General features: G+C 42.6%; 20 protein-coding genes. All 20 read right to left on the bottom strand.

From position 1 onward, the window contains the following. Positions 1–15 precede the first annotated feature (15 nt). The 20 genes from ACQY3F_RS00940 to aroG all read right to left on the bottom strand — a co-directional run bounded on the left by ACQY3F_RS00940 (position 16) and on the right by aroG (position 22,469). Positions 16–333 carry a phosphoribosyl-ATP diphosphatase gene (locus ACQY3F_RS00940; RefSeq protein WP_428353068.1) on the bottom strand — a complete coding sequence of 106 codons (318 nt, stop codon included), beginning with the start codon at positions 331–333 and terminating at the stop codon, positions 16–18. Positions 334–414: 81 nt separating this feature from the next. Then, positions 415–804, bottom strand: a complete 390-nt coding sequence (gene hisI, locus ACQY3F_RS00935; protein ID WP_428353067.1) for a phosphoribosyl-AMP cyclohydrolase — start codon at positions 802–804, stop codon at positions 415–417. After that, on the bottom strand, positions 801–1,577 hold the full coding sequence (hisF, locus tag ACQY3F_RS00930; protein WP_428353066.1) for an imidazole glycerol phosphate synthase subunit HisF: 777 nt from the start codon (positions 1,575–1,577) through the stop codon (positions 801–803). Before hisF ends, hisI begins: the two co-directional genes overlap by 4 nt. A gap of 9 nt (positions 1,578–1,586) precedes the next feature. Then, the gene (hisA, locus tag ACQY3F_RS00925; RefSeq protein ID WP_428353065.1) at positions 1,587–2,321 is read right to left on the bottom strand and encodes a 1-(5-phosphoribosyl)-5-[(5-phosphoribosylamino)methylideneamino]imidazole-4-carboxamide isomerase; all 735 of its coding nucleotides are present in this window, start codon (positions 2,319–2,321) and stop codon (positions 1,587–1,589) included. 40 nt (positions 2,322–2,361) lie between these two features. Beyond that, on the bottom strand, positions 2,362–3,003 hold the full coding sequence (gene hisH, locus ACQY3F_RS00920; RefSeq protein WP_428353064.1) for an imidazole glycerol phosphate synthase subunit HisH: 642 nt from the start codon (positions 3,001–3,003) through the stop codon (positions 2,362–2,364). 259 nt (positions 3,004–3,262) lie between these two features. Continuing rightward, positions 3,263–3,856 (bottom strand): imidazoleglycerol-phosphate dehydratase HisB, encoded by a 594-nt coding sequence (hisB, locus tag ACQY3F_RS00915; protein ID WP_428353063.1) that lies wholly within the window; start codon positions 3,854–3,856, stop codon positions 3,263–3,265. Between the two features lie 157 nt (positions 3,857–4,013). Next, entirely contained in the window at positions 4,014–5,819 is a 1,806-nt protein-coding gene (gene typA, locus ACQY3F_RS00910) for a translational GTPase TypA (protein WP_428357577.1), read from the bottom strand. Between the two features lie 111 nt (positions 5,820–5,930). Next, positions 5,931–6,323: a rhodanese-like domain-containing protein gene (locus tag ACQY3F_RS00905; protein WP_428353062.1), complete on the bottom strand. Its 393-nt coding sequence runs from the start codon at positions 6,321–6,323 to the stop codon at positions 5,931–5,933. 19 nt (positions 6,324–6,342) lie between these two features. After that, entirely contained in the window at positions 6,343–6,924 is a 582-nt protein-coding gene (locus ACQY3F_RS00900; protein WP_428353061.1) for a methyltransferase domain-containing protein, read from the bottom strand. Continuing rightward, positions 6,917–7,819 (bottom strand): LysR substrate-binding domain-containing protein, encoded by a 903-nt coding sequence (locus tag ACQY3F_RS00895; protein WP_428353060.1) that lies wholly within the window; start codon positions 7,817–7,819, stop codon positions 6,917–6,919. Before ACQY3F_RS00895 ends, ACQY3F_RS00900 begins: the two co-directional genes overlap by 8 nt. Before the next feature lie 102 nt (positions 7,820–7,921). Then, a complete protein-coding gene (gene phoU / locus ACQY3F_RS00890; RefSeq protein ID WP_428353059.1) occupies positions 7,922–8,653 on the bottom strand; it encodes a phosphate signaling complex protein PhoU in 732 nt (243 codons plus the stop codon). A 25-nt stretch (positions 8,654–8,678) separates the two neighbouring features. After that, entirely contained in the window at positions 8,679–9,512 is an 834-nt protein-coding gene (pstB, locus tag ACQY3F_RS00885; protein WP_428353058.1) for a phosphate ABC transporter ATP-binding protein PstB, read from the bottom strand. Between the two features lie 124 nt (positions 9,513–9,636). Continuing rightward, positions 9,637–11,295 (bottom strand): phosphate ABC transporter permease PstA, encoded by a 1,659-nt coding sequence (gene pstA / locus ACQY3F_RS00880; protein WP_428353057.1) that lies wholly within the window; start codon positions 11,293–11,295, stop codon positions 9,637–9,639. A 36-nt stretch (positions 11,296–11,331) separates the two neighbouring features. Beyond that, positions 11,332–13,581: an ABC transporter permease subunit gene (locus ACQY3F_RS00875; RefSeq protein WP_428353056.1), complete on the bottom strand. Its 2,250-nt coding sequence runs from the start codon at positions 13,579–13,581 to the stop codon at positions 11,332–11,334. Positions 13,582–13,973: 392 nt separating this feature from the next. Then, complete coding sequence (locus tag ACQY3F_RS00870) at positions 13,974–14,960, bottom strand: PstS family phosphate ABC transporter substrate-binding protein (RefSeq protein WP_428353055.1); 987 nt, start codon at positions 14,958–14,960, stop codon at positions 13,974–13,976. Positions 14,961–15,968: 1,008 nt separating this feature from the next. Next, entirely contained in the window at positions 15,969–17,318 is a 1,350-nt protein-coding gene (gene mpl, locus ACQY3F_RS00865; RefSeq protein ID WP_428353054.1) for a UDP-N-acetylmuramate:L-alanyl-gamma-D-glutamyl-meso-diaminopimelate ligase, read from the bottom strand. 246 nt (positions 17,319–17,564) lie between these two features. Continuing rightward, on the bottom strand, positions 17,565–19,457 hold the full coding sequence (locus ACQY3F_RS00860) for a dynamin family protein (RefSeq protein ID WP_428353053.1): 1,893 nt from the start codon (positions 19,455–19,457) through the stop codon (positions 17,565–17,567). Positions 19,458–19,717: 260 nt separating this feature from the next. Next, positions 19,718–20,344 carry a tRNA (guanosine(46)-N7)-methyltransferase TrmB gene (gene trmB / locus ACQY3F_RS00855; protein WP_428353052.1) on the bottom strand — a complete coding sequence of 209 codons (627 nt, stop codon included), beginning with the start codon at positions 20,342–20,344 and terminating at the stop codon, positions 19,718–19,720. Between the two features lie 63 nt (positions 20,345–20,407). Next, positions 20,408–21,385, bottom strand: a complete 978-nt coding sequence (thiS, locus tag ACQY3F_RS00850; protein WP_428353051.1) for a sulfur carrier protein ThiS — start codon at positions 21,383–21,385, stop codon at positions 20,408–20,410. A 13-nt stretch (positions 21,386–21,398) separates the two neighbouring features. Then, a complete protein-coding gene (gene aroG / locus ACQY3F_RS00845; protein ID WP_428353050.1) occupies positions 21,399–22,469 on the bottom strand; it encodes a 3-deoxy-7-phosphoheptulonate synthase AroG in 1,071 nt (356 codons plus the stop codon). Between the last annotated feature and the right edge of the window lie 302 nt (positions 22,470–22,771).

The following is a 22,771-nucleotide window of genomic DNA, read 5'->3' as shown; positions in this document are numbered from 1 at the left end:
TCATTCCTCTTTAGGTTATTTCTGACGCTGAGCTTTTTCTTCCAGACCTGACAAGCCAAAGCGTCGTTGTAATTCATTTAATACATCATCAGGGTGTAAACCCTGTTCGGCGAGTAATACCATACAATGAAACCATAAATCTGCTGTTTCATAAATAATTTGCTCTTTATCACCATCTTTAGCCGCAATAACGGTCTCGGTCGCTTCTTCACCAATTTTTTTTAAAATCGTGTCCAGACCTTTAGCATAAAGACTGGCGACATAAGAGGAATCAGCCGATTCCTGCTTGCGTTGCTCTAAAACAGCGGCTAATTCAGTTAAAACTTCACTCATTATTTTCTCATATTCACTGTAGGGCGTGGCTTTAGCCCGCCAACATTAATGGCGGGCTAAAGCCACGCCCTACAGTATAAATTATTTTTTATAGATCTCGGCGGGGTCTTTTAAGACCGGCGAATTTTCTTTCCAGACATCATCTGCCAGTGTCCGGTAAAAGCAACTTTCCCGTCCCGTATGACAAGAGATTCCACCTTCTTGCTCTATTTCCAGCAATAACACATCTTCATCGCAATCAACTGAAATAGACACAATTTTTTGTCTGTTTCCAGATTCTTCGCCTTTACGCCATAATTTCTGGCGCGAACGTGACCAGTATACGGCATAGCCATTTGCTTGTGTCAAAGCTAGCGATTCACGATTCATCCAGGCAAACATGACCACTTTACCCGTATCCGCCTGCTGAGCGATTACTGGCACTAAGCCTTCTTCTGTCCAGCGTATCTCATCTAGCCAGGCATCACTCACGTTAATCGTACCTCGATACCTTCGTTCTGCATATATTCTTTTGCTTCCTGGACACTGTATTCAGCAAAATGAAAAATACTTGCGGCTAATACAGCATCGGCTTTGCCTTCTATCACTCCTGCTGCCAAGTGTGCTAGATTGCCCACGCCACCCGAAGCAATCACTGGAACCGTAACCGCTTCACTAATCGCACGGGTTAACTCTAGATCAAAGCCAATTTTAGTCCCGTCTCTATCCATACTGGTTAACAGGATTTCCCCTGCACCATAATCAACCATCTTTTTTGCCCATTCGATAGCATCGATGCCAGTTTCCTTACGTCCACCGTGAGTAAAGATTTCCCAGCGATCAAGCTCACCTGCTGCACTCACTTTTTTAGCATCAATGGCAACCACGATACATTGTGCACCAAATTTTTCTGCGGCTTGCCTAACAAATTCAGGATTAAACACGGCGGCACTGTTAATACCGACTTTATCAGCGCCCGCATTAAGCATACAGCGTATATCTTCCAGTTTCCTAATGCCACCACCGACAGTTAAGGGAATAAACACTTCGCTGGCAACCTGCTCAACGACATGCACGATGGTATCGCGGTTATCATGGGTCGCGGTAATATCCAGAAAGGTAATTTCATCCGCCCCTTCTCTGTCGTAACGACGCGCAACTTCGACAGGATCACCCGCATCTCTGATATCCACGAATTTCACGCCCTTTACTACACGCCCATTATCGACATCCAGACAGGGGATAATACGTTTTGCTAAGCCCATAACAACCCTTTAAGCGAAAGATTCTGCAAGCTTTTCAGCGGCCGCAAAATCTAGCGTACCTTCATAGATAGCACGCCCGGTAATTGCGCCCATAATGCCATCTCCTGCAACGGCACCCAGCGCATGAATATCATCCATATTGGTGATCCCCCCGGAAGCAATAACCGGTATATTAATAGCACGCGCTAATTTAGCGGTTGCTTCGACATTAACCCCCTGCATCATGCCATCACGGGAAATATCTGTATAGATAATAGCCTCAACGCCATGCTCTTCAAATTTTTGCGCTAAATCTATCACATCATGGTGGGATAATTTTGACCAGCCATCAATGGCAACTTTACCGTCTTTTGCATCTAAACCAACAATAATATGCCCTGGAAATTCAACCGCCACATCGCGTACAAAATGGGGTTCACTAACCGCTTTAGTACCAATAATGACATATTTCACCCCCGCTTCCAAATAGCTTTGTATGGTGTCTTCATCGCGTATTCCACCACCAATTTGTACTGGCACATCTGGGTAGGCCTTAACAATTTGGTGAATGATATCCGCATTTCTTGGTTTACCAGCAAAAGCGCCATCCAGATCAACTAAATGAATGCGCCTTGCACCCGCTGCAACCCAGCGCCCAGCGACTTCTACCGGATTATCAGAAAAGACCGTGTCATCTTCCATGCGTCCCTGACGCAAGCGCACACATTTGCCGTCTTTTAAGTCAATGGCGGGTATTAACAACATTTTTTAAGCCTCAATTATTATAATTATTCAACAAAACAAATCAGGACTGGCCATCCCAACACAAAAAGTTTTTCAGCAATTGTAGACCCACTGCCTGACTTTTTTCCGGGTGAAACTGCACAGCAAAGACATTATCCTTTGCTATGGCACAGGTAAATGCCTCTGGGTACTCTGTTGTTGCAGCAATAGCATCTGGCTCATCAGGCTGAGCATAGTAACTGTGTACAAAGTAAAAGCGACTGTTCTGTACGATATTCTGCCATAAAGGATGCGCATGCTGCTGCACTTTATTCCATCCCATATGTGGGATTTTTAGCCTTTGGCCCTGAGCATCCTGCAAATCTTTTTCGAAATGAATCACTCGTCCAGGAATAAAACCTAAGCAGTCGGTACCGCCATTTTCTTCGCTACTTGACAGCAAAGCCTGCATACCAAGACAAACTCCCAGTAAAGGCCTGGTTTGAGCCACTTCAGAAATGACTGCCGTTAATTCGGCAGCTTTTAAAGCATACATACAATCACGGATCGCGCCTACACCTGGAAATACAACTCGGTCGGCGGCTAAAATGGATTGTTTATCAGAGACAACACGCACATCAACTTCAGGAGATGCGTGTTGCAGAGCTTTAGCAATGGAGTGAAGATTCCCCATGCCATAATCTATAACGGCTACAGAAGACATTTGAATTTGTAAGTAAATCGATTAAAAAATTGCAACTAAAAGCTAAGCCAAGCATACCGGGGAGTAGGCTTTAGCCTACACAACCCACTCCACATGTCAATGCAGCTAACTTAAGCCCTCTCTTGCTGGAGAGGGTTGGGTGAGGAGAATAAAACCATGCATTTATAACCCCCTCATCCCAACCTTCTCCCTCTGGAGAAGGCGCTTATCTTAAGTCAACAGCATTGACTCCACATGTAGGCTAAAGCCTACTCCCCATCTACAAAACACCTTTTGTAGAGGGCATAATCCCTGCCATTCGCGGGTCTTCGGTAATGGCCATACGTACTGCCCTACCCATTGCTTTAAATATGGTTTCCGCTATATGGTGAGCATTCACACCTTTCAAATTATCAATATGCAAGCTAACACCGGCATGATTAACAAAACCCTGAAAAAACTCACGGAATAAATCAACATCAAAGCTGCCGATCATTGCCCGCTTAAACTCAACTTCATAATGCAAACCCGGACGCCCTGAAAAATCAACAACTACGCGCGACAATGCTTCGTCTAATGGGACATAGGCATGTCCATAGCGAAACAGGCCTTTTTTATCACCTAAAGCCTGTGCAAATGCCTTGCCCAGCGTAATACCGATGTCTTCTACTGTATGGTGATCATCTATTTGTAAATCACCTTTACAATAGATGTCCATGTCGATTAGACCATTCCGGGCTATTTGATCCAGCATATGCTCTAAAAAAGGCACGCCGGTATCAAATTTTGCCTTGCCTGTACCATCCAGGTTAATACTGACGCTAATTTTCGTTTCCAGTGTGTTGCGTTCAACACTTGCGGTTCTATTGGTCATTTTCTTTTATCTTATTGTTCCCACAGCATCACTAGCATAAAGTAAAAGCAAGAGTGATAGGATGTGCTAAGGAACGAAGCGCATCTTTCGGTGATCGATGCGCGTCCTATCGTCAACACATCCTATGTTAACTCTCTTAAGAGCTAGAATTTAATGATTATTTCGAACGTTTACGCTCAATTTCAGTCAATAAAATCTTACGTAAGCGAATTGATTTTGGTGTTACTTCAACCAATTCATCATCACTGATAAATTCTAAAGCCTGCTCCAACGTCATCTTTTGAATCTTGGCACACGTTAAACTCTCATCGGTACCTGATGCACGTACGTTAGTTAGTGGCTTAGGCTTAGTCGGATTAACCACTAAATCGTTAGTTCGCGAATGAATACCCACTAACATACCTTCGTAAATTTCATCACCATTAACGACCAATAATTCACCCCGTGCCTGTAATGGATACAACGAGTAATCAACCGCTTTACCTTTGGCCATAGAGACCAACACACCGCGCACACGTAAACCCACACTGCCTTCTTTTACCGGCCCGTAATGATCAAACACATGGTAGAACAGACCCGAACCTGAAGTGGATGTTAAAAATTCAGTTTGAAAGCCCAGTAAACCACGTGAGGGTACGATATATTCCAGTCGTATGCGGCCTTTACCATCGGGCACCATGTCTTTTAGATCACCTTTACGGTCACCCAGTTTTTCCATGATCGTGCCTTGATGCTGTTCCTCGACTTCAATGGTCACATATTCATAAGGCTCTGATTTAACCCCGTCAATTTCCTTGATAATCACTTCAGGACGGGAAACCCCCATCTCAAAGCCTTCACGACGCATATTTTCAATTAAAACAGATAAATGCAATTCACCACGACCCGATACTTTAAACTTATCAGGATCCTCTGTTGAATCTACACGCAAGGCAACATTATGCTGTAACTCTTTATCTAAACGGTCGCTAATTTGGCGTGTTGTTATAAATTTCCCTTCTTTACCTGCAAAAGGTGAATTATTAACCTGAAAAGTCATACTCACCGTAGGCTCATCAATTGATAAGGCGGGTAAAGCTTCAACATTGTCAGGATCACACAGGGTTTCCGAGATTTGTAGCTTTTCAATACCACAGAAGGCGATAATATCTCCAGCACCTGCTGACTCCAATTCAACCCGCTCTAAACCGTTGAAGCCATATAACTTCAGCATTCGGCCGCTGCGAGTTTTACCTTCTACATCAACCAGAGTTAGTGGCATATTGCGTTTTACCGAACCACGCTGGATACGTCCGATACCAATAACACCTACATAAGAGTTGTAATCCAGGCTGATAACCTGCATCTGGAAAGGGCCATCTATGTCCACAGCAGGAGGAGCTACTTTTTCCACAATCGTTTCGAATAGCGGAGTCATATCACCACCAGATACATCTGATTCCAAGCCAGCATAACCGTTTAAGGCTGAGGCATAAACTATAGGGAAATCTAGTTGTTCATCGGTTGCGCCTAAATTATCAAATAAGTCAAAGGTCTGATCGACAACCCAGTCAGGTCGCGCCCCCGGGCGATCAACTTTATTAATCACAACAATTGGGTTTAGACCCATAGCAAATGCCTTTTGGGTGACAAAGCGTGTTTGGGGCATGGGACCATCAACCGCATCAACCAATAATAGTACACAATCAACCATCGATAAAACACGCTCTACTTCACCACCGAAGTCAGCGTGTCCTGGGGTATCAACAATATTAATGTGATAGCCATTCCAGTCTATAGCCGTGTTTTTTGCCAGAATGGTAATGCCGCGCTCTCTTTCCAGATCATTTGAATCCATCATCCGCTCGGATAATTGTTCATGCTCTGAGAACGTGCCAGACTGCTCTAATAATTTATCAACCAGAGTTGTTTTACCATGATCAACGTGAGCAATAATGGCTATATTTCTTAATTTTTCTATCACTTTATTTATACTATTGTTAATAATTGTCATGTTTTCCGGTAAGAAAACACCAGGTTTTTAAATCTTTTGCTCTTGGCTTATAAACTATGAATTTTCCAAGCTAGTTCTGTACTAGGATTGTTCCCAAGGCAATTGAGAAAAGCGCCAGCCACCTAAATCCCCCCGGTGTTTCTGCTCGTCCAAACCTCCTTCAAAGCCTTCAAGAACATTCACCAGGTGCTTAAAACCTGCTTCCTGCAAGGCCTCTGCTGCAGCTAAGGAACGCGAACCACTGCGACATAATAGCAACACAGGAACCGCGATATCGCTCACCGCTTGTTTAACCCGGGGAATAAATTCTGCATTTAACCGCCAGTCAGGCGCTTCCTTCCAGGGCACATGTATTGCATTTAAGGGATGACCTACAAAATCATACTCAACTTTGGTACGCACATCAATCAGCACAGCTTTTGGGTTAGCCTGCAGTAAATCCCATGAGTGCCTGGGGGTTAAATTTTCTATCATTTTCTGGTAACTCGTTAAGCTAAACTTTCTGTCCAATAAACATTGCTTCATTCCTTAGGCCTTGTTGCACTGCGCCTAAATTCGCATTTTCCCGATAATAAACCAGTTTCAGCGGAGCAAATAAGCTTAATAATTCATTTTCTGCCAATAAAAAACGCGGATTATTAGGCCCTTGTTGCGTCGTTTTTTGTTGTGTATAGGTTTGATAAAACAGCAGTCCACCCACTTTCAAACTCACCATTATCGCATCACAAATCGAGCGGTCAAGAAATCGACTAACAACAATGACATCAAAACAGTTAGAAGGAAAGTTACTTGGGGCTATTTCGCGGACGTATGTCTTTATATCTAAGGCTTCAGCATCTGCTTGCCGTTGTAAATGACTTAGCGCAATATCGGAAATTTCCCATGCTTGTGTAGTCAGGCCTTGCTTAGCTAATAACAGAGCATTAGCGCCCAGGCCGCAGGCTAAATCCAGCGCTGTACCCGATTGAGGTAATAAATATTGATTTTCCGCTAAAACGGCAGCAGGGCTCGCAACAGATAAGTCAGAAGTATTAGCATAAATACCATTCCACTTATCTTGCAGTTGTTTATTCACGCGCTGCGGATTGAGTTCTTAACCAGTCTTCAAGGTGTGCTAGAAAAGAACGCACCTTGGCGGATAAGTATTTACGATGAGGATACACCGCATGGATATCTACCGGCGCCATAGCATAGTCATCCAGAACAACCTGCAAATAGCCTTTCTCTATATCTCTGCTGACAATATATTCCGGCAACATGACTAAACCCAGTCCTTTTTTTGCCGCAATACGAATAGGGTCAGCTGCATTTGCTTCCATCCTGCCGCTGACCTTAACTTCTTTTTCCCCCTCCAGACCTTTAAAATTCCATTTATTGCGCGGAGGGATAGCCCAGTTAACCAGGCAGCTATGATTTTCTAAATCTTCAGGTATCAATGGCTTGCCATGCTCCTCAAAATACGCAGGCGAGCCGCAAAGCACTAAAGGAGAACTGGCTACTTTCTTAGCTATATGGCTGGTATCATCCATGCTGCCAAAAGTAATTGCGACATCAATTCCTTCATCCACCAGGTCGCCAAAATTACTTTGTAATACCAGATTTACAGATAAGTCTTTATGCAGGGCAAGAAACTCTGATATTGCCGGTGCAATATAGAGAGCACCAATAACAGGGGGGGAACTCACTTTTAATTTCCCGCGTGGCTCGGTATGCAACTGGGTAACCGCGCCCTCCATTTCTTCAATTTCGGACAATACTATGCGACAGCGTTTTAAATAGGCAGCCCCCACATCAGTCAAGCTTAAGCTTCGAGTGGTGCGATTAAATAAACGCGCCCCCAGATAACTTTCCAGTTGACCAATATGCTTAGTTGCCATTGCACGGGAAATAGTCATTTCTTTCGCGCCACCGACAAAACTACCCGCTTTGGCAACGCTTACAAAAACCTTCATTCCGGTTAATTTATCCATCAGCTGGCTAATTGAGAGTCTAAAATTATCTAGCAGTATACCGTTGTTTTACTAGAGCAGGAAACACAACCCTAAGCAGTGCCACACAATGTTGTTACTCAACTAAGGGCAAGAATCCTTCGCTCCTAACACAGCTTGTTTAATGTCTGCTTCATCCATATGCCGCACATCTTCGCCTTTCACCGCATAAATCACATAATCACAGACATTGCAGGCATGATCACCGGTTCTTTCTAAAGCACGAATAACGGCCATAATGTTTAATGCCCGTTTGATATTACGGTTATCTTCCATCATCGATAGTGTTAGCTGGCGAAAAACGCTGATATACTCCTGATCGATTTCCTTGTCCCGGGATAATATTTCAACTGAACTTTCTATATCTAAACGTGCAAACGCATTCAGCGCATCATGTAAAATATTTCTAACTAATTCAGATAGATGCTTTAATTCTCGAAATTCTGATAAATCCCGATTAGTCTCTTCAAGTTTAAAAGCCATTTCCGCAATCCGCGTCGCCTGATCGCCTATCCGCTCCAGCTCGGTAATTGTTTTTGAAATACCAATCAATAAACGCAAGTCAAATGCTGCAGGTTGCCGCTTGGCAATGATTAGCAGGCAATCTCCATCAATTTCCTGCTCCAGTGCATTGACCGTTTTGTCACTTTGCACGACATCTTCTGCTAAGTCAATATTACCTGTCACTACCGCTTCAACAGCATCAACTGTTTGCTGTTCAACCAGCCCACCCATAATAAGAACCTTATTACGCAGATCGCCTATTTCTTCATTAAATTGATGAGAAATATGTTGCCCTATACGTGATTTTTCCATTTGCTTGCTCGCTTAGTTTGCTGATTTATCCGTATCGCCCAGTAATATAATCTTCTGTTTGCTTCTTTTCTGGATTAGTAAAGATGGTGTTGGTATCACCGAATTCAATTAAATCTCCCATATACATAAACGCCGTAAAGTCTGACACACGTGCCGCCTGTTGCATATTATGCGTCACAATAACAATAGTATAGGTTTCTTTTAATTCATTAATTAATTCTTCAATTTTTAATGATGAAATAGGATCCAGCGCTGATGAAGGCTCATCCAGCAACAAAATAGTAGGCTCAATAGCAATCGCACGGGCAATCACTAAACGCTGCTGCTGCCCACCGGAAATACCCAATGCATTATCTTGCAAACGATCTTTTACTTCATCCCAGATCGCCGCACCACGCAAAGATTTTTCTACTGCTTCATCCAGCGTTCTTCGGTCATTAACCCCCTGAATTCGTAAGCCATACGCCACGTTTTCGTAAATCGACTTAGGAAAAGGGTTAGGCTTTTGAAATACCATGCCTACATGGCGGCGTAGCTCTGCGACATCTACACCAGGTCGATAAATATCTTTACCTTCAATACTGATACTACCTTCAATCCTGGCGCTATCAACTAAATCGTTCATGCGGTTTATACAACGCAATAAGGTTGATTTTCCACAGCCACTCGGGCCAATATAAGCAGTGACCTGTTTTTCAGGAATCTGCATACTGATATTTTGCAGGGCCTGTTTCTCTCCGTAGAACATGTTTAAGTTCTGAATATCAATACTCGTGTTATTGGCTGTCTTTATCGCTTGATTATCTCGCGTGATAGCACTCATATCAATGGCATGTGTACGCGCTGGTTCTGTACTCATAAGGTTACTCGATTGCTGTCTATTTAAATAATTATTTTAACCATGAAGGACTTATGCTTGAATCCTGACTATCATAAATGGCAAGCTCTAGCCTTCACTCTCTTCATGGCGAGAAACAAGCCGCTTAATTTTCTAAAGCTCTATATTTTTCACGCAAATGGTTTCTTATACTCACGGCAAATAAATTCAAGCCGATAATAACCATCACCAATAGCAATGCAGTAGCATAAACCAGAGGGCGGGCTGCTTCAACATTCGGACTTTGAAAACCAACATCATAGATATGAAAACCTAAATGCATAAATTTCCTATCTAAATGCATAAAGGGAAAGTTGCTATCCAGCGGCAGTGTGGGCGCTAACTTTACCACCCCAACCAACATTAATGGCGCAACCTCTCCCGCAGCACGGGCAACGGCCAAAATCAAACCGGTCATCATTGCCGGACTAGCCATGGGTAAAACGGTACGCCACAAAGTTTCTGCCTTAGTGGCACCTAATGCAAGACTGCCTTCACGTATGGATTTAGGAATACGCGACAAACCTTCCTCAGTAGAAACAATCACTACCGGTAAAGTAAGCAATGCCAACGTTAATGATGCCCATAACATTCCCGGTGTTCCAAAAGTAGGCGCAGGCAAGGCTTCGGGAAAAAACAGCGAATCAATATTTCCACCTAGGATATACACAAAAAAACCCAAGCCAAAGACACCATATACGATAGACGGCACACCCGCCAGATTATTCACTGCAATTCGAATAATACGCGTCATAGCACCTTGCTTGGCGTATTCACGCATATACACGGCGGCAATCACCCCAAACGGGGTCACAATAACGGCCATAATCATTACCATCATTACCGTACCAAAAATAGCAGGGAAAACGCCTCCTTCAGTATTGGCTTCGCGAGGATCATCACTTAAAAATTCCCAGACCTTACTAAAGTAATGTCCAATTTTTTGCAGCACATTCATCGCATTCGGTTGATAATACAACACAACTTTTTCTAATGCTATTTCAACTTCCTGTCCATTTGCAGCTGTTGCAACCAGGCTATCACGTCTAATTTTCTGGTTTAGCTCAACCAGGTTTGCTTGCAAGACTTTATATTTAGCTTCAAATTCTGCTTTCTCTGTTGCAAAACCCTGCTTTACCTGTGCATCAAACTTACCTTGCAATTCCAGTTTGCGTTGTTTTAAACGTAAGCGCTCCAATTGATAATTAATGACACCAATATCATGCTTTTCTATATCTTTAATTTGATCGAAAATATCCAGCATACGCTGCATACGTTTTTCTAAATCAGTCCAGGCAGCATCGCCCTCGGCAACTATCTTGCCATCCTGCTTAATGCTTTCCAGATAGCCATAAAAATTACCCCACTCACGGCGTTCCAGTACTAATAACTTCTCAGGGTAATCGGTCTTTTTAATATCCTTGCCCAGCAACCAGCGAAAGTCTAGTCCACTGATATCGCGATTACCCGTTTTTATTAAATATTGCTGTAGACCTGCTTTTGCCTGTTCGGGCGAATAACCTGCTGCGGCCGCAAGCTCGGGCTTGAGCACTTGCTTCTCAATTATTTCACCCACCACGGTACTTGCTTGTGTCGCACCTTTATCGACATATTCAATAGATGCCACAGAAGCGGGCCAGAAATGTCCTAAGCCTCGAATAGCGATAAGCAGCAACAGACCAAAGACCATAATCAAGCTTAAGCTCACTGCAGCAGCATTCAACCAAACCCATGGCGCGCCTGTTTTAAACCATTCACGAATCATACTCACCCTTTAAAGCTAAATTTCTATCATCAATCATCATAATGAGCTGTATTTTTCACGCAAATGCTGGCGTATTAATTCTGCCAGCGTATTAAAAACAAAGGTGAAGCTGAATAAAACCAGGGCCGCTAAAAACAGCACTCGGTAATGGGTACTATCGACTTCAGACTCGGGCATTTCGACCGCGATATTAGCCGACAATGTACGCATACCCTGAAAGACACTTAGATCCATCACCGGTGTATTCCCGGTCGCCATTAACACGATCATCGTTTCCCCCACGGCGCGCCCCAAGCCAATCATTACCGCAGAAAAGATACCCGGGCTCGCAGTCAACAACACCACTCTAGTCATGGTTTGCCACGGTGTTGCACCTAAGGCTAATGAACCTACGGTTAAATGCTTGGGTACGCTGAAAATAGCATCTTCAGTAATGGAAAAAATGGTCGGAATCACCGCAAAACCCATGGCAAGGCCTACTACCAGTGAGTTTCGTTGATCATAGCCTATGCCCAGCTCATCATTAAACCAGGCAATGATATTACCCTTAAAGAACAGCGCTTCTAATGGCGCACTGATGCTATATGCAAAGAAAGTCGCCAATAAGATAACAGGAATAAGCAAGGCTGCATCATAGCCCTCAGGAATTTTTGAGCTTATTTTTTCTGGCAGCTGGTGCCATGCAAAAGCAAACAATAACACTGCCACAGGTAGAACCAGTAATATACTAAACACCGACATTAAATGCTCTTCGATATACGGCGCTAGCCACAAGCCTGCCAGAAAACCTAAAATAACAGTAGGCAGTGCTTCCATAGTTTCTATGCTGGGCTTGACTATTCTACGTAGCGGAGCAGCCATAAAATACGCTGTATAGATCGCCCCCATAATCGCCAGAGGAACGGCTAATAGCAGCGCGTAAAAAGCCGCTTTTAAAGTTCCAAACACCAGCGGAGTCAAACTGTACTTAGGCTCAAAGTCGTTACTTGAAGAAGAAGACTGCCAGATATAATCAGGTTGTGGGTAGCTTTCGTACCAGACCTCCTGCCAGATTGATTTAATCGAGACTTCAGGATGTTCATTATCCACAGCCCAGACCTGGATCATGCCCTGATTGTCCTGTAATAAAAAAGCATTAGCTCTAGGCGCCATCACTAATAACTCAGGAACCGCAGTCGTAACTTTCGCCTTTAATAGCTGTCTTTCCGCAGTAGAGTGATAGACACTCGCTACGCCTTCAGCATCAACAACCACAAAGCCCTTACGGCGCTGTTCGGCATCAATGGCAATCACCGGCAAATCAGATACTTTAAAGACACGCAATTTCTGCAAGGAATAATGATTCATTGCATCCCGCACTAGACTCCATTGACTAACAAAGCCTTTGTTATCGCCAGCCAGTAGCGACAATTCACCGGTTAAAAAAACCAGGCTAGTGAGCTGTTCACCAACATTCAGGATTTTTCTATGCTGGGTAAGCTCTGGGTGCTGCTTATCGCTGATATTAAATAGACTTAAGTCACCATTTTTAGTTGCTAAATAGAGATTGCGTTGCTCCTTATCTAACAAAAGATATTCGAGGTTGATTGCATTGAAATCTAAAGTGACATCAATGCGCTCCATACTCTCTTCATCAGCAAACAGCGACTCTTCCTTAAAGAAATTTGTTAATACTATCCGGTAGTCTGAAGTTCTTGCGGCAAATGTGCTACCCGACTCATTGGCCCTAAAAGCAACATCGATAATTGCCTGCCCTTGCGGGTCGATCTGTAAAGCTTCTTTGCCCAATGGAAATTCTAATTGCGGTGTAATTAAACGTTTATCATTAGGATAGGTAATACGATATTTATGTCTGGCAACTATCACGGTGCCATTATCCAGACCATAAACCACATAACCCTTTGCTGGCGAACCTACAGCAAAGCTGGTAATAGTCGCACCCTCTGGCACGCCAATAGATTCGGTAGTCAGCACCGCGCCGGTATCAACCGCAAAAAAAACGGCTTTACCCTGAGCGGTAAAACGCACCCCCACTTCATTCTGCTCTTCCGAGGTTAAAAACAGAGTTTTTCCAGCTGAAGCTTCAGGTACTTTATATTGGTGTAACTCATGCGCATCTGCGGAGACAAATAGCGGATAAACCACATATATCAAATAAAAAAAGATTAAAACAATGGCAACAATAACGCCCAGGCCACCAGCAACAACACCATAGCGGGTAAATTGGTCTTTTATCTTGCGCCACTTCTGATAATTGGCACTTACCTGCAATTTTGATGTTGTCATAAATTATGAGCTTAAAAGATTGTGTCTTAAAATCAGCATTACATTATACTAAAATTTTATTACATCATTATGATAGACAAAAAAAGCCAGCACCCACATTTTATGAATACTGACTTCCTGGTTTTGCATCATTTGCCTCCCTTATACCTAGAAAAATCAGTTGCTCACGGTTTCTAGCACACGCTCTTGATTCCACAACACTTCCAAAAAATGCCCGCTTAACCTACGGGTGAATCTAAGATTTTTTGAAAGTGTTATGTTAATTCAATATCGTGCACTATAATTCCGCGCCCAACTGATTTTTCTAGGTTAAAAAGGGTGCAATTGAAACCTAAATTAAAAAGGCATCCCTGCCACAAAACATCCTTATTTGCTTGCCTAGAACAAACTGTTTATTTTAGTTCAGCCAATTTCTTTTCAACAACACTTGCTGGCAATGGAATATAGCCGTCTTTAATAACAATTTTCTGCCCTTCTTTAGAAAGTACCATTTTGATAAACTCTCTTTCTAAAGGTGCTAATGGCTGATTAGGTTTTTTGTTGACATAAACATATAAGAAGCGCGCTAAAGGATATTTACCTGTTAGCGCATTCTCAGGTGTTGCAGCGATAAAAGGCGAGCCTTCTCTTTTAGTTAAAGCAACTGCTTTTACACCCGATGTTTTATAACCGATACCTGAATAACCAATACCATTCAATGAAGTCGATACTGATTGTACGACCGATGCTGAGCCTGGTTGCTCATTCACATTATTTTTGAAATCGCCTTTACATAAAGCTTTTTTCTTAAAATATCCATAAGTACCTGACACTGAGTTACGCCCGTACAACTGAATGCTTTTATTTGCCCACGAACCGCTTAAGCCAGCTTCACCCCAAGTAGTGATATCCGTAGGGTAACCACATTTACGTGTAGATGACATAATCGCATCCACCTGTGCGATAGTCATGCCTTCTATAGGATTATCTTTATTAACATAAATCGCTAATGCATCAATGGCAACAGGAACTGCTGTCGGTTTATAACCGTACTTTTTCTCAAAAGCGTCCAATTCCTTATCTTTCATTTTACGGCTCATAGGACCGATATTCGCCGTAGCTTCTGTTAATGCCGGCGGCGCAGTTGATGAACCAGCGGCCTGAATCTGGATATTTACATTAGGATAATAACGCTTGAATGACTCAGCCCATAATGTCATAAGGTTCGCCAAAGTATCAGAACCAACACTAGAGAGATTACCGGAAACGCCACTTTCTTTTTTATATTCAACAAGACCAGAATCAACTGTTTGCACAGCCAATACAGTATTACTCGCGACAGACGCTGATACTAAGCCAACGATAGCAACTAAAGATTTCACCTTAGAGGTAAATTTCATGTTTAAACTCTCATATTCAAATTAATATTTATACTATTATGTATGGCGAATATGACAGCGTTATGACAAGACCTCGTAATTGAATTGCATGTATACTTCGCGCAGTCACGACTGAGGATTTCTAGCGGCTGTGAAAGTATTTTTTGTAGGTTGGGTAGAGGTACGAAACCCAACAATCGATGCCACGAAAGCAATTGATTAGCGGGGTTTACAAGCCCACTCGCAAGTTACGAAGCCTGTAATTTTAGGCGCATTAGTAGGCATCTTTCATTTGCCAGCTTACACTTTTATCCACGAAAATCACGAAAGACACGAAAATTGACGGCATTCTTCATATACCTTCCTGATTACCCATAACCCTCAGCTATACTTCGTCATTCCTGCATGCTTTAAGCAGGAATCTAGTCGGATAAGCATAGATTCCCGATAACAGACTTCGGGAATAACGAGGTTTTTAGCAGACTGATGTTTCAAGCTTTATTCTACTATGGCTGAGAATTGTACGTAATCAGGTATTCCTTTGAAAAAAGCGAATTGCATGATCACCCGTTAAAAATATTTTCGTGTTTTTCGTGTTTTTCGTGTTTTTCGTGGACAGTTTTTAAGATGGGTTTATCGTTGTAAATGTAAGCTACTAGAAAAATCAATTGCTCACGATTTCAAGCATAACCTCTATAGAGACTGTGAAAGTATTTTGTGTAGGATAGAGGTGTAAAACCCTACAATCGAGGCCACGAAAGCAATTGATTGGCGGGGTTTACAAGCTCACTCGCAAGTTACGAAACCTGTCATTTTAGGCGTATTATTAGGCATCTTTCATTTCCCAGCTTACACTTTTATCCACGAAAATCACGAAAGACACGAAAATTGACGGCATTCTTCATATACCTTTGAAAACAGCGAATTGCATGGTCACCCGTTAAAAATATTTTCGTGTTTTTGGTGTCTTTCGTGGACAATTTATAAAATGGGTTTATCGTTGTAAATTCCTGAGAACTTATAGATAAGCTACAGCTCATTTTGTAAGCGCTGATAAATACCACCAAAGCTACCGTTACTCATCATTAAAAAATGGCTATCAGGTGCAACTTCTTGTTGAAGCTCACTGATAATATGGTCTATAGAAGAACATATTTGAATATTATTTGTCTCGGTTTGCAGCTCAGACAAATCCCAGCCTAGTTCTTCAGGCTGATAAATAAGCACACGATCAGCGAGTATCAAGGAGTCAGCCAACACTTCACGATGCACACCCATACGCATCGTATTAGAACGCGGCTCGACCACAGCAATAATTTTCTCTGTGCCTACGTGTTTGCGTAAACCCTCTAAAGTCATTTGAATGGCGGTAGGATGGTGGGCAAAATCGTCGTATAGAGTAACGCCTTTTATCTGAGCAATCACTTCCATGCGCCGCTTAACATTTTTAAATTTTGATAACGCCGCTATTGCATCAACGGGTAATATGCCGATATGCCTTGCTGCTGCAATAGCCGCTAAAGCGTTATATACATTGTGCAAGCCCGTTAGTTGCCACTCGACATCTCCCTGAGCTTGCTGATTAAAGCTAATAGCAAATTGGCTACCATCTTCCGCCAGTAACTGCGCCTGCCATGCCACTTTCTGATTAATAGCGGTTAATTGCACTGGAGTCCAGCAGCCCATAGCCAGAGTATCTTGAATATTGCTATCAACTGCAGGACAAACAATCAGACCTTCACCCGGTATGGTTCTGACCAAATGATGAAACTGACGTTTAATCGCGTCTAAATCATCAAAAATATCCGCATGATCAAATTCCAGATTGTTTAACACGACTGTCCGTGGCCGATAATGGACAAATTTTGAGCGCTTATCAAAAAAAGCGGAATCATACTCATCTGCTTCAATCACAAAAAAGTCAGATTCGCCCGAGCGCGCCGAAATTCCAAAATTCATCGGAATTCCACCAATTAAATAGCCTGGCTTAAATCCCTGATGCTCCAGAATCCAGGCCAGCATGCTACTGGTAGTCGTCTTTCCATGAGTTCCCGCAACAGCTAAAACCCATTTATTTTGCAGCACATATTCAGATAACCACTGTGGCCCCGAGGTATACCTTAAACCCTGATTTAACACCGCTTCTACTTCAGGATTACCCCGCGACATGGCATTACCAATCACCACTAAATCCGGTTTAAGTTTAAGATTCTCGGCCTTATAACCCTGCATCAACTGAATCCCTTGCACAGCTAGCTGGGTACTCATAGGGGGGTATACATTTTGATCCGAGCCACTGACCGTATGCCCTAATTCTCTGGCAATTAAGGCTAACCCGCCCATAAACGTACCGCAAATACCTAAAATATGAATATGCACCAAGCGCTCCTGTTAAATGTGCGAATTAAACCTCTGGGAATATTTAGCAAATTATTATCTTAGGAGCGAGAATTCAACAATACCCGAGTCTGACTTGTTCCAGCCTACGCAGGAATGACGTTTCTTTTGACTCCACAGTCGCACTAGAAAAACAGGAGCATAGCAGGCTACGCAACTGTTTTTCTAGCACGCCTTTGATACCAAAATCCTGCGTCATACTTGCGGATATTATTAAACCCTCGCTCCTTAATGGTCTGCCTTACCTTCAATATTCATCTCAGAAATAATGGATTGTAACTCTGTAAACTGCTGTATTAAAGGTACTAACTTCTCCTCAAGGTGAGAAATATTTTCCGCGACGCTCTCTTTAGAACTACTCATTTTATGTAACATATACAAGCGACTATCTACCTGTTTTTTATGCTCTTTAATTTCGTTAGTTAAAGGCCAGAGCACCGTCTTACTCCATTTGACAGCCTCCTGATGCGCCTCTTTAAACACGAGCCGAGCTCTGGCAATAATCAGGTTGTATAGCTTTTGAAAGACGACCGCTTGCTCAGTCAGCGTCGTTTTGGTACTGGAACGAAAATCCTCACCTTCATCTAAAATCTGCTCTAAATGATCTTGAAAATGCTTAATCGAGAAAAATTTTGGCTCTACGCATTCAAACCCACATTCCACCCCAAATTGCTTATGAATCTTTTTTACCAGCTTACGTGTCTCATCTACATTATTGGCAGCCTGCTGCAATAAATCGCGCAAGTCATCAAATAAAATTTGAATATTTTTCTTCATTCCATAAGTCGTAAAGCTACTCGTCAAATCATCTTTGCTGCGTTGAACGATAGCATCGAATTTTCCTAATGCCAACGAGCTCACTAAAGCCTTTGCCTGCACTCCAAAAACACGCCGACTAGCCTGAAAATTTGCTACATTAAGTAAATAGGCTTGTTGACGGTCTCGAGTTTCCGTTAGCAAGGTTTCCATCATAGTCGCGTTATCACAATCAATTTTATTAAATTCTGCCAATTGATCCAGCATACGCTTATATTTTGCTTCACTCTGCCTCAAGGACTCACTGAGTAAAAAACCAATTCCATTTGCTACAGTCCGCTGCATTGCAGCCCGACGACGTAATAAAACATTTTTTGTTAAATAAGACCCTATTCTTTTTAAAGCTTTATTTTCCAATAAATCCGGACTGGCAGAGAAAGGAAAAACACGCTGTTCATTCACGCCTAAAATTCTAGCTGACTTGTTGATTTGGGAATTTAGCGCAAGTTCTTTTTCCGTTTCATTCAACAAACCATCCAACAAAGCCTCAGCTTTATGCATCATTACTGCAAGGCCTCTTTGATCAGTATCGCGTACTTTATTTATATAACTATGCCATATAGCCTGATCGTTTTCACTAAGACCCGTATCTGCTGCAAAGACATACACAATAAGTTCTGCACTGGGCAATACACTTAAGGTTAATTCTGGCTCGACTTGCAAAGCTTGCAAGCCAGGAGTATCCAGAATACATAAGCCCTGTTTTAGCAGAGGGTTGGAGAGGCTAATTAAAGCATATCGCCAGCAAGGAATTTCTACTTGATCCTGATCATGAAAATCAGCTTCATGAGCATCATAGCCATTCAATAATCCCAATTTATAAGCATGTTCTTTGGACACCTGTTTAACCGCAAGTGACTTCTTGATCGCTTCTTGCATTTGTGCAGGTGAATCGGGATCTAGCTCAATTTGTATCCAGGCTTCAGGGTTCTTTCTGTATTCAATCAGAGAAATATCTTCCAACCGGGTCTCTATATCCAGCAATCGTATATAATTCGCAGACCCATCATAAAACAATTCCGTAGCACACGTCGCCATGTGATCTATCGGCAGCGGCAGCAATCCTTGCTCTGTTTCTGCGAAAAACAAGGCATTAATTAATTCTATTTTATCTCGCGAATTTTCAGCAGCAAAACCCAGGATAATACGTTCGCTATTAAGTGCATTAAGCACATTATTTAATGCTTCTTTACTTTGAGTATCGGCTAGATCATACCGCTCTCTCCAATTAAGATAGCTTTCAATTGCCTGAGCAATATCATCTCGCCATTGCGCATATTCATGTAGCTGAGCCTTAAGTTTCATTCATCTTATGCCTTTATAACAGCTAGTCGTCTAGCGGATAAACTAATTAATTTAGTCTGCAGTAAAAACAAATTGTAATCTATAAATACCTTAGGCACCTGAAAATAAATAAGCGTCCAATATTTGGGCTGGATTTTTGTTTGTCATTAGTGCTGTAGCAATAGACGCATAGCAGGCTACGCGACTGTGGAGTCAAAAGAAACGTCATTCCTGTGTAGGCAGGAACAAGTTAGTCTCGGGTATTATTAAATTCTCGCTGCTTAGCGCCGCTTAAAGATCAAATCCCAAACGCCGTGCCCTAAACGCAAACCTCGTTGTTCAAATTTTGTTAAGGGTCGATAATCAGGCCTGGGACAATAATCCTGAGTGAAACTTTGATTAGTAAAAAACTCAGCACCGTTTAATATTTTCAAAATATGCTGGGCATAATGCTGCCAGTCCGTTGCCGCATGAAAATAACCTCCAGCAACTAATTTCTGGGCAATTAAATGCACAAAGCTGGGCCGCACTATACGCCTTTTATGGTGCTTTCTTTTGTGCCATGGATCAGGAAAGAATAAGTGTACAGCTGATAAACTATGCGCTGGAATACATTTCTCTAAAATCTCAATCGCGTCATGATAAAAAATTCTAACATTAGAAATGTCCTGCCTTTCCAGTTGCGCCAATAAATTGCCCACTCCAGGCTTATGTACTTCTATACCAATATAGTCCTGATCTGGATTTTCTACTGCGGTTTTCGCAAGACTTTCACCATTACCAAAGCCAATCTCCAAAATTACCGGCGCACTACGCCCAAAAATTGTGGCAAAATCACAGCTCGCTTCATGATCCAGACAGTACTTTCCCCAGAGTGTATCCAGCGCCTGTTTTTGAGCTGCCGTCATGCGCCCAATCCGGCGAATAAAACTCTTTATTCTTGGTGCATCCTGTTCCTCTAACTGCACAGCTTACCTAATCAATCCATCTAAAGGAGAAGAGGCCGAAGCAAAACGTTTTCTTGGCATCCGCCCAGCCATGTAGGCTTCACGCCCGGCCTGAATACCTTTTTTCATCGCTGAGGCCATTAATACCGGATTCTGAGCTGCTGCAATAGCGGTATTCATCAATACACCATCACAACCCAATTCCATTGCAACGGCTGCATCTGAAGCTGTGCCCACACCCGCATCAACTAAAATGGGTACATTGGCATTCTCTACAATGGTCAGAATATTATACGGATTTTGCACCCCCAAACCTGACCCTATAGGAGCTGCAAGCGGCATGACAGCAACACAGCCTATTTTTTCAAGACGCTTAGCTATAATTGGGTCATCATTGGTATAAACCATAACATCAAAGCCATCTTTAACCAGTAATTCAGCAGCCGCCAGAGTCTCAACTATCTCTGGTAATAAGGTTTTTTGATCTGCCAATACTTCCAGCTTAACCAGCTTATGCCCATTCAGTAATTCACGCGCCAACCGACAGGTTCTAACTGCTTCATCAGCGGTAAAGCAACCTGCGGTATTGGGTAAAATAGTATATTTATCAGGTGAAATCACTTCTAATAAATTTGGCTCGCCTGGATTCTGACCTATATTGGTTCGCCTAATAGCAACGGTGACTATTTCAGCACCGCTCTCTTCAATTGCCAGACGAGTTTCCTGCATATCCTTATACTTACCTGTACCGACTAATAGGCGTGATTTGTATTGTTGCCCGGCAATACTAAAGCTATCTTCCTGCCCACCCCCAATTGCCTGCACTACTTCCAGCACGTCCTCTGCTTTAACCTTAGTTTCTGCATATTGATCAAAGGGTAAAATTTCTTTATTCAATTCAACAGCTATACGCTTATTGGCTAAACCTAAATCGCCGACAACTTCTGCTACGGTAATACACTCTGTATATTGCCTGGATTCGCCATTTACATAAACATTCATTGTTTTGTTCCTGTTAGTTTTTTACAGTGCGTCTTTTTTGTACTGCATGCGCTAGATTCTGCAGTAAAACCTCGGTATCAGCCCAATCTATACAGCCATCAGTAATGCTTTGCCCATAAACCAGCGCTTGTCCGGGTACAATATCCTGGCGTCCTGATTTCAAATGGCTTTCTATCATCACGCCCATAATGCGCTGATCTCCCCCTGCAATTTGCTCCGCCACATCTTCAGCGACCAACAATTGCCGCTGGCATTGTTTCAGACTGTTCGCATGGCTTAAATCAATCATGATATTAGCTTTTAAATCCGCTTTTTGCATACTCTGCGCCACTTTATCAACACTCACAGCATCATAATTAGGCCCGTCACTACCCCCGCGTAAAATGATATGCGCATCTTCATTGCCAGTGGTTGAGAATATCGCAGAATGCCCTGCGCTGGTAACGGATAAAAAGTGATGCGGCTGCATTGCTGCTTTTATTGCATCATTGGCAATCGCAATAGTTCCATCGGTGGCATTTTTAAAACCTACCGGGCAGGATAAACCCGAGGCCAATTCTCTATGACACTGACTTTCTGTAGTTCGCGCGCCAATCGCCCCCCAGGCTATCAAGTCAGAGATATATTGCGGGGTAATCAAATCTAGATATTCAGTGGCAGCGGGTATGCCCAGTGAGTTTAAGTCCAGCAATAGCTTACGCGCAACACGCAGGCCTTTATTGATATTAAAGCTATCATCTAAATCAGGATCATTAATCAAGCCTTTCCAGCCCACTGTAGTACGTGGCTTTTCAAAATAAACGCGCATAATAATATGCAAATCCTGCCTTAGCTCTTCTTTAAGGCCCTTCAGCTTTTGCGCATATTCAAGCGCCGCCTTGGTATCATGTATAGAGCAGGGACCTACGATCACCAACAAACGATCATCCTGATCGGTTAAAATATCATGCACTGCTGCCCGGGCATCAGTCGTTGTTTTAGCAGTTACTTCGGTTAACGGTAACTCTTCATGAGTTTGAATCGGGGCCATAACCTCTTTGGTCTCCCGAATTCTTAAATTATCTGTATTAAATTGACTTTGCATGAGCTATACGAAAACGTTTATCACTGATGAATTAATTAACCGTGTATTTTAACACATAAACATAGCAATAAATAAGCCTGCCTTTTCAATCGGGAAAAGCTATAATCATAAAAAAAAATTGTAGGGCGTGGCTTTAGCCCGTTTTTATAAGGTACGCCCTTTGCTGGCTAAAGCCACGCCCTACCAGCTATATTTGATTAGTCTACTCATAGGTGCAGCCTCAATGCTGTTCACTTAAGAATAAACGCCTTCTCCAGAGGGAGAAGGCTGGGATGAGGGGATTATAAAGGCTTGATTTTATT

Origin of the sequence: Methyloprofundus sp. (genome assembly GCF_965251085.1) — a bacterium.
Lineage (GTDB): Bacteria > Pseudomonadota > Gammaproteobacteria > Methylococcales > Methylomonadaceae > Methyloprofundus.
Note: the sequence above shows the minus strand (reverse complement) of the source record. Positions and strands in the feature narration are given on the sequence as shown.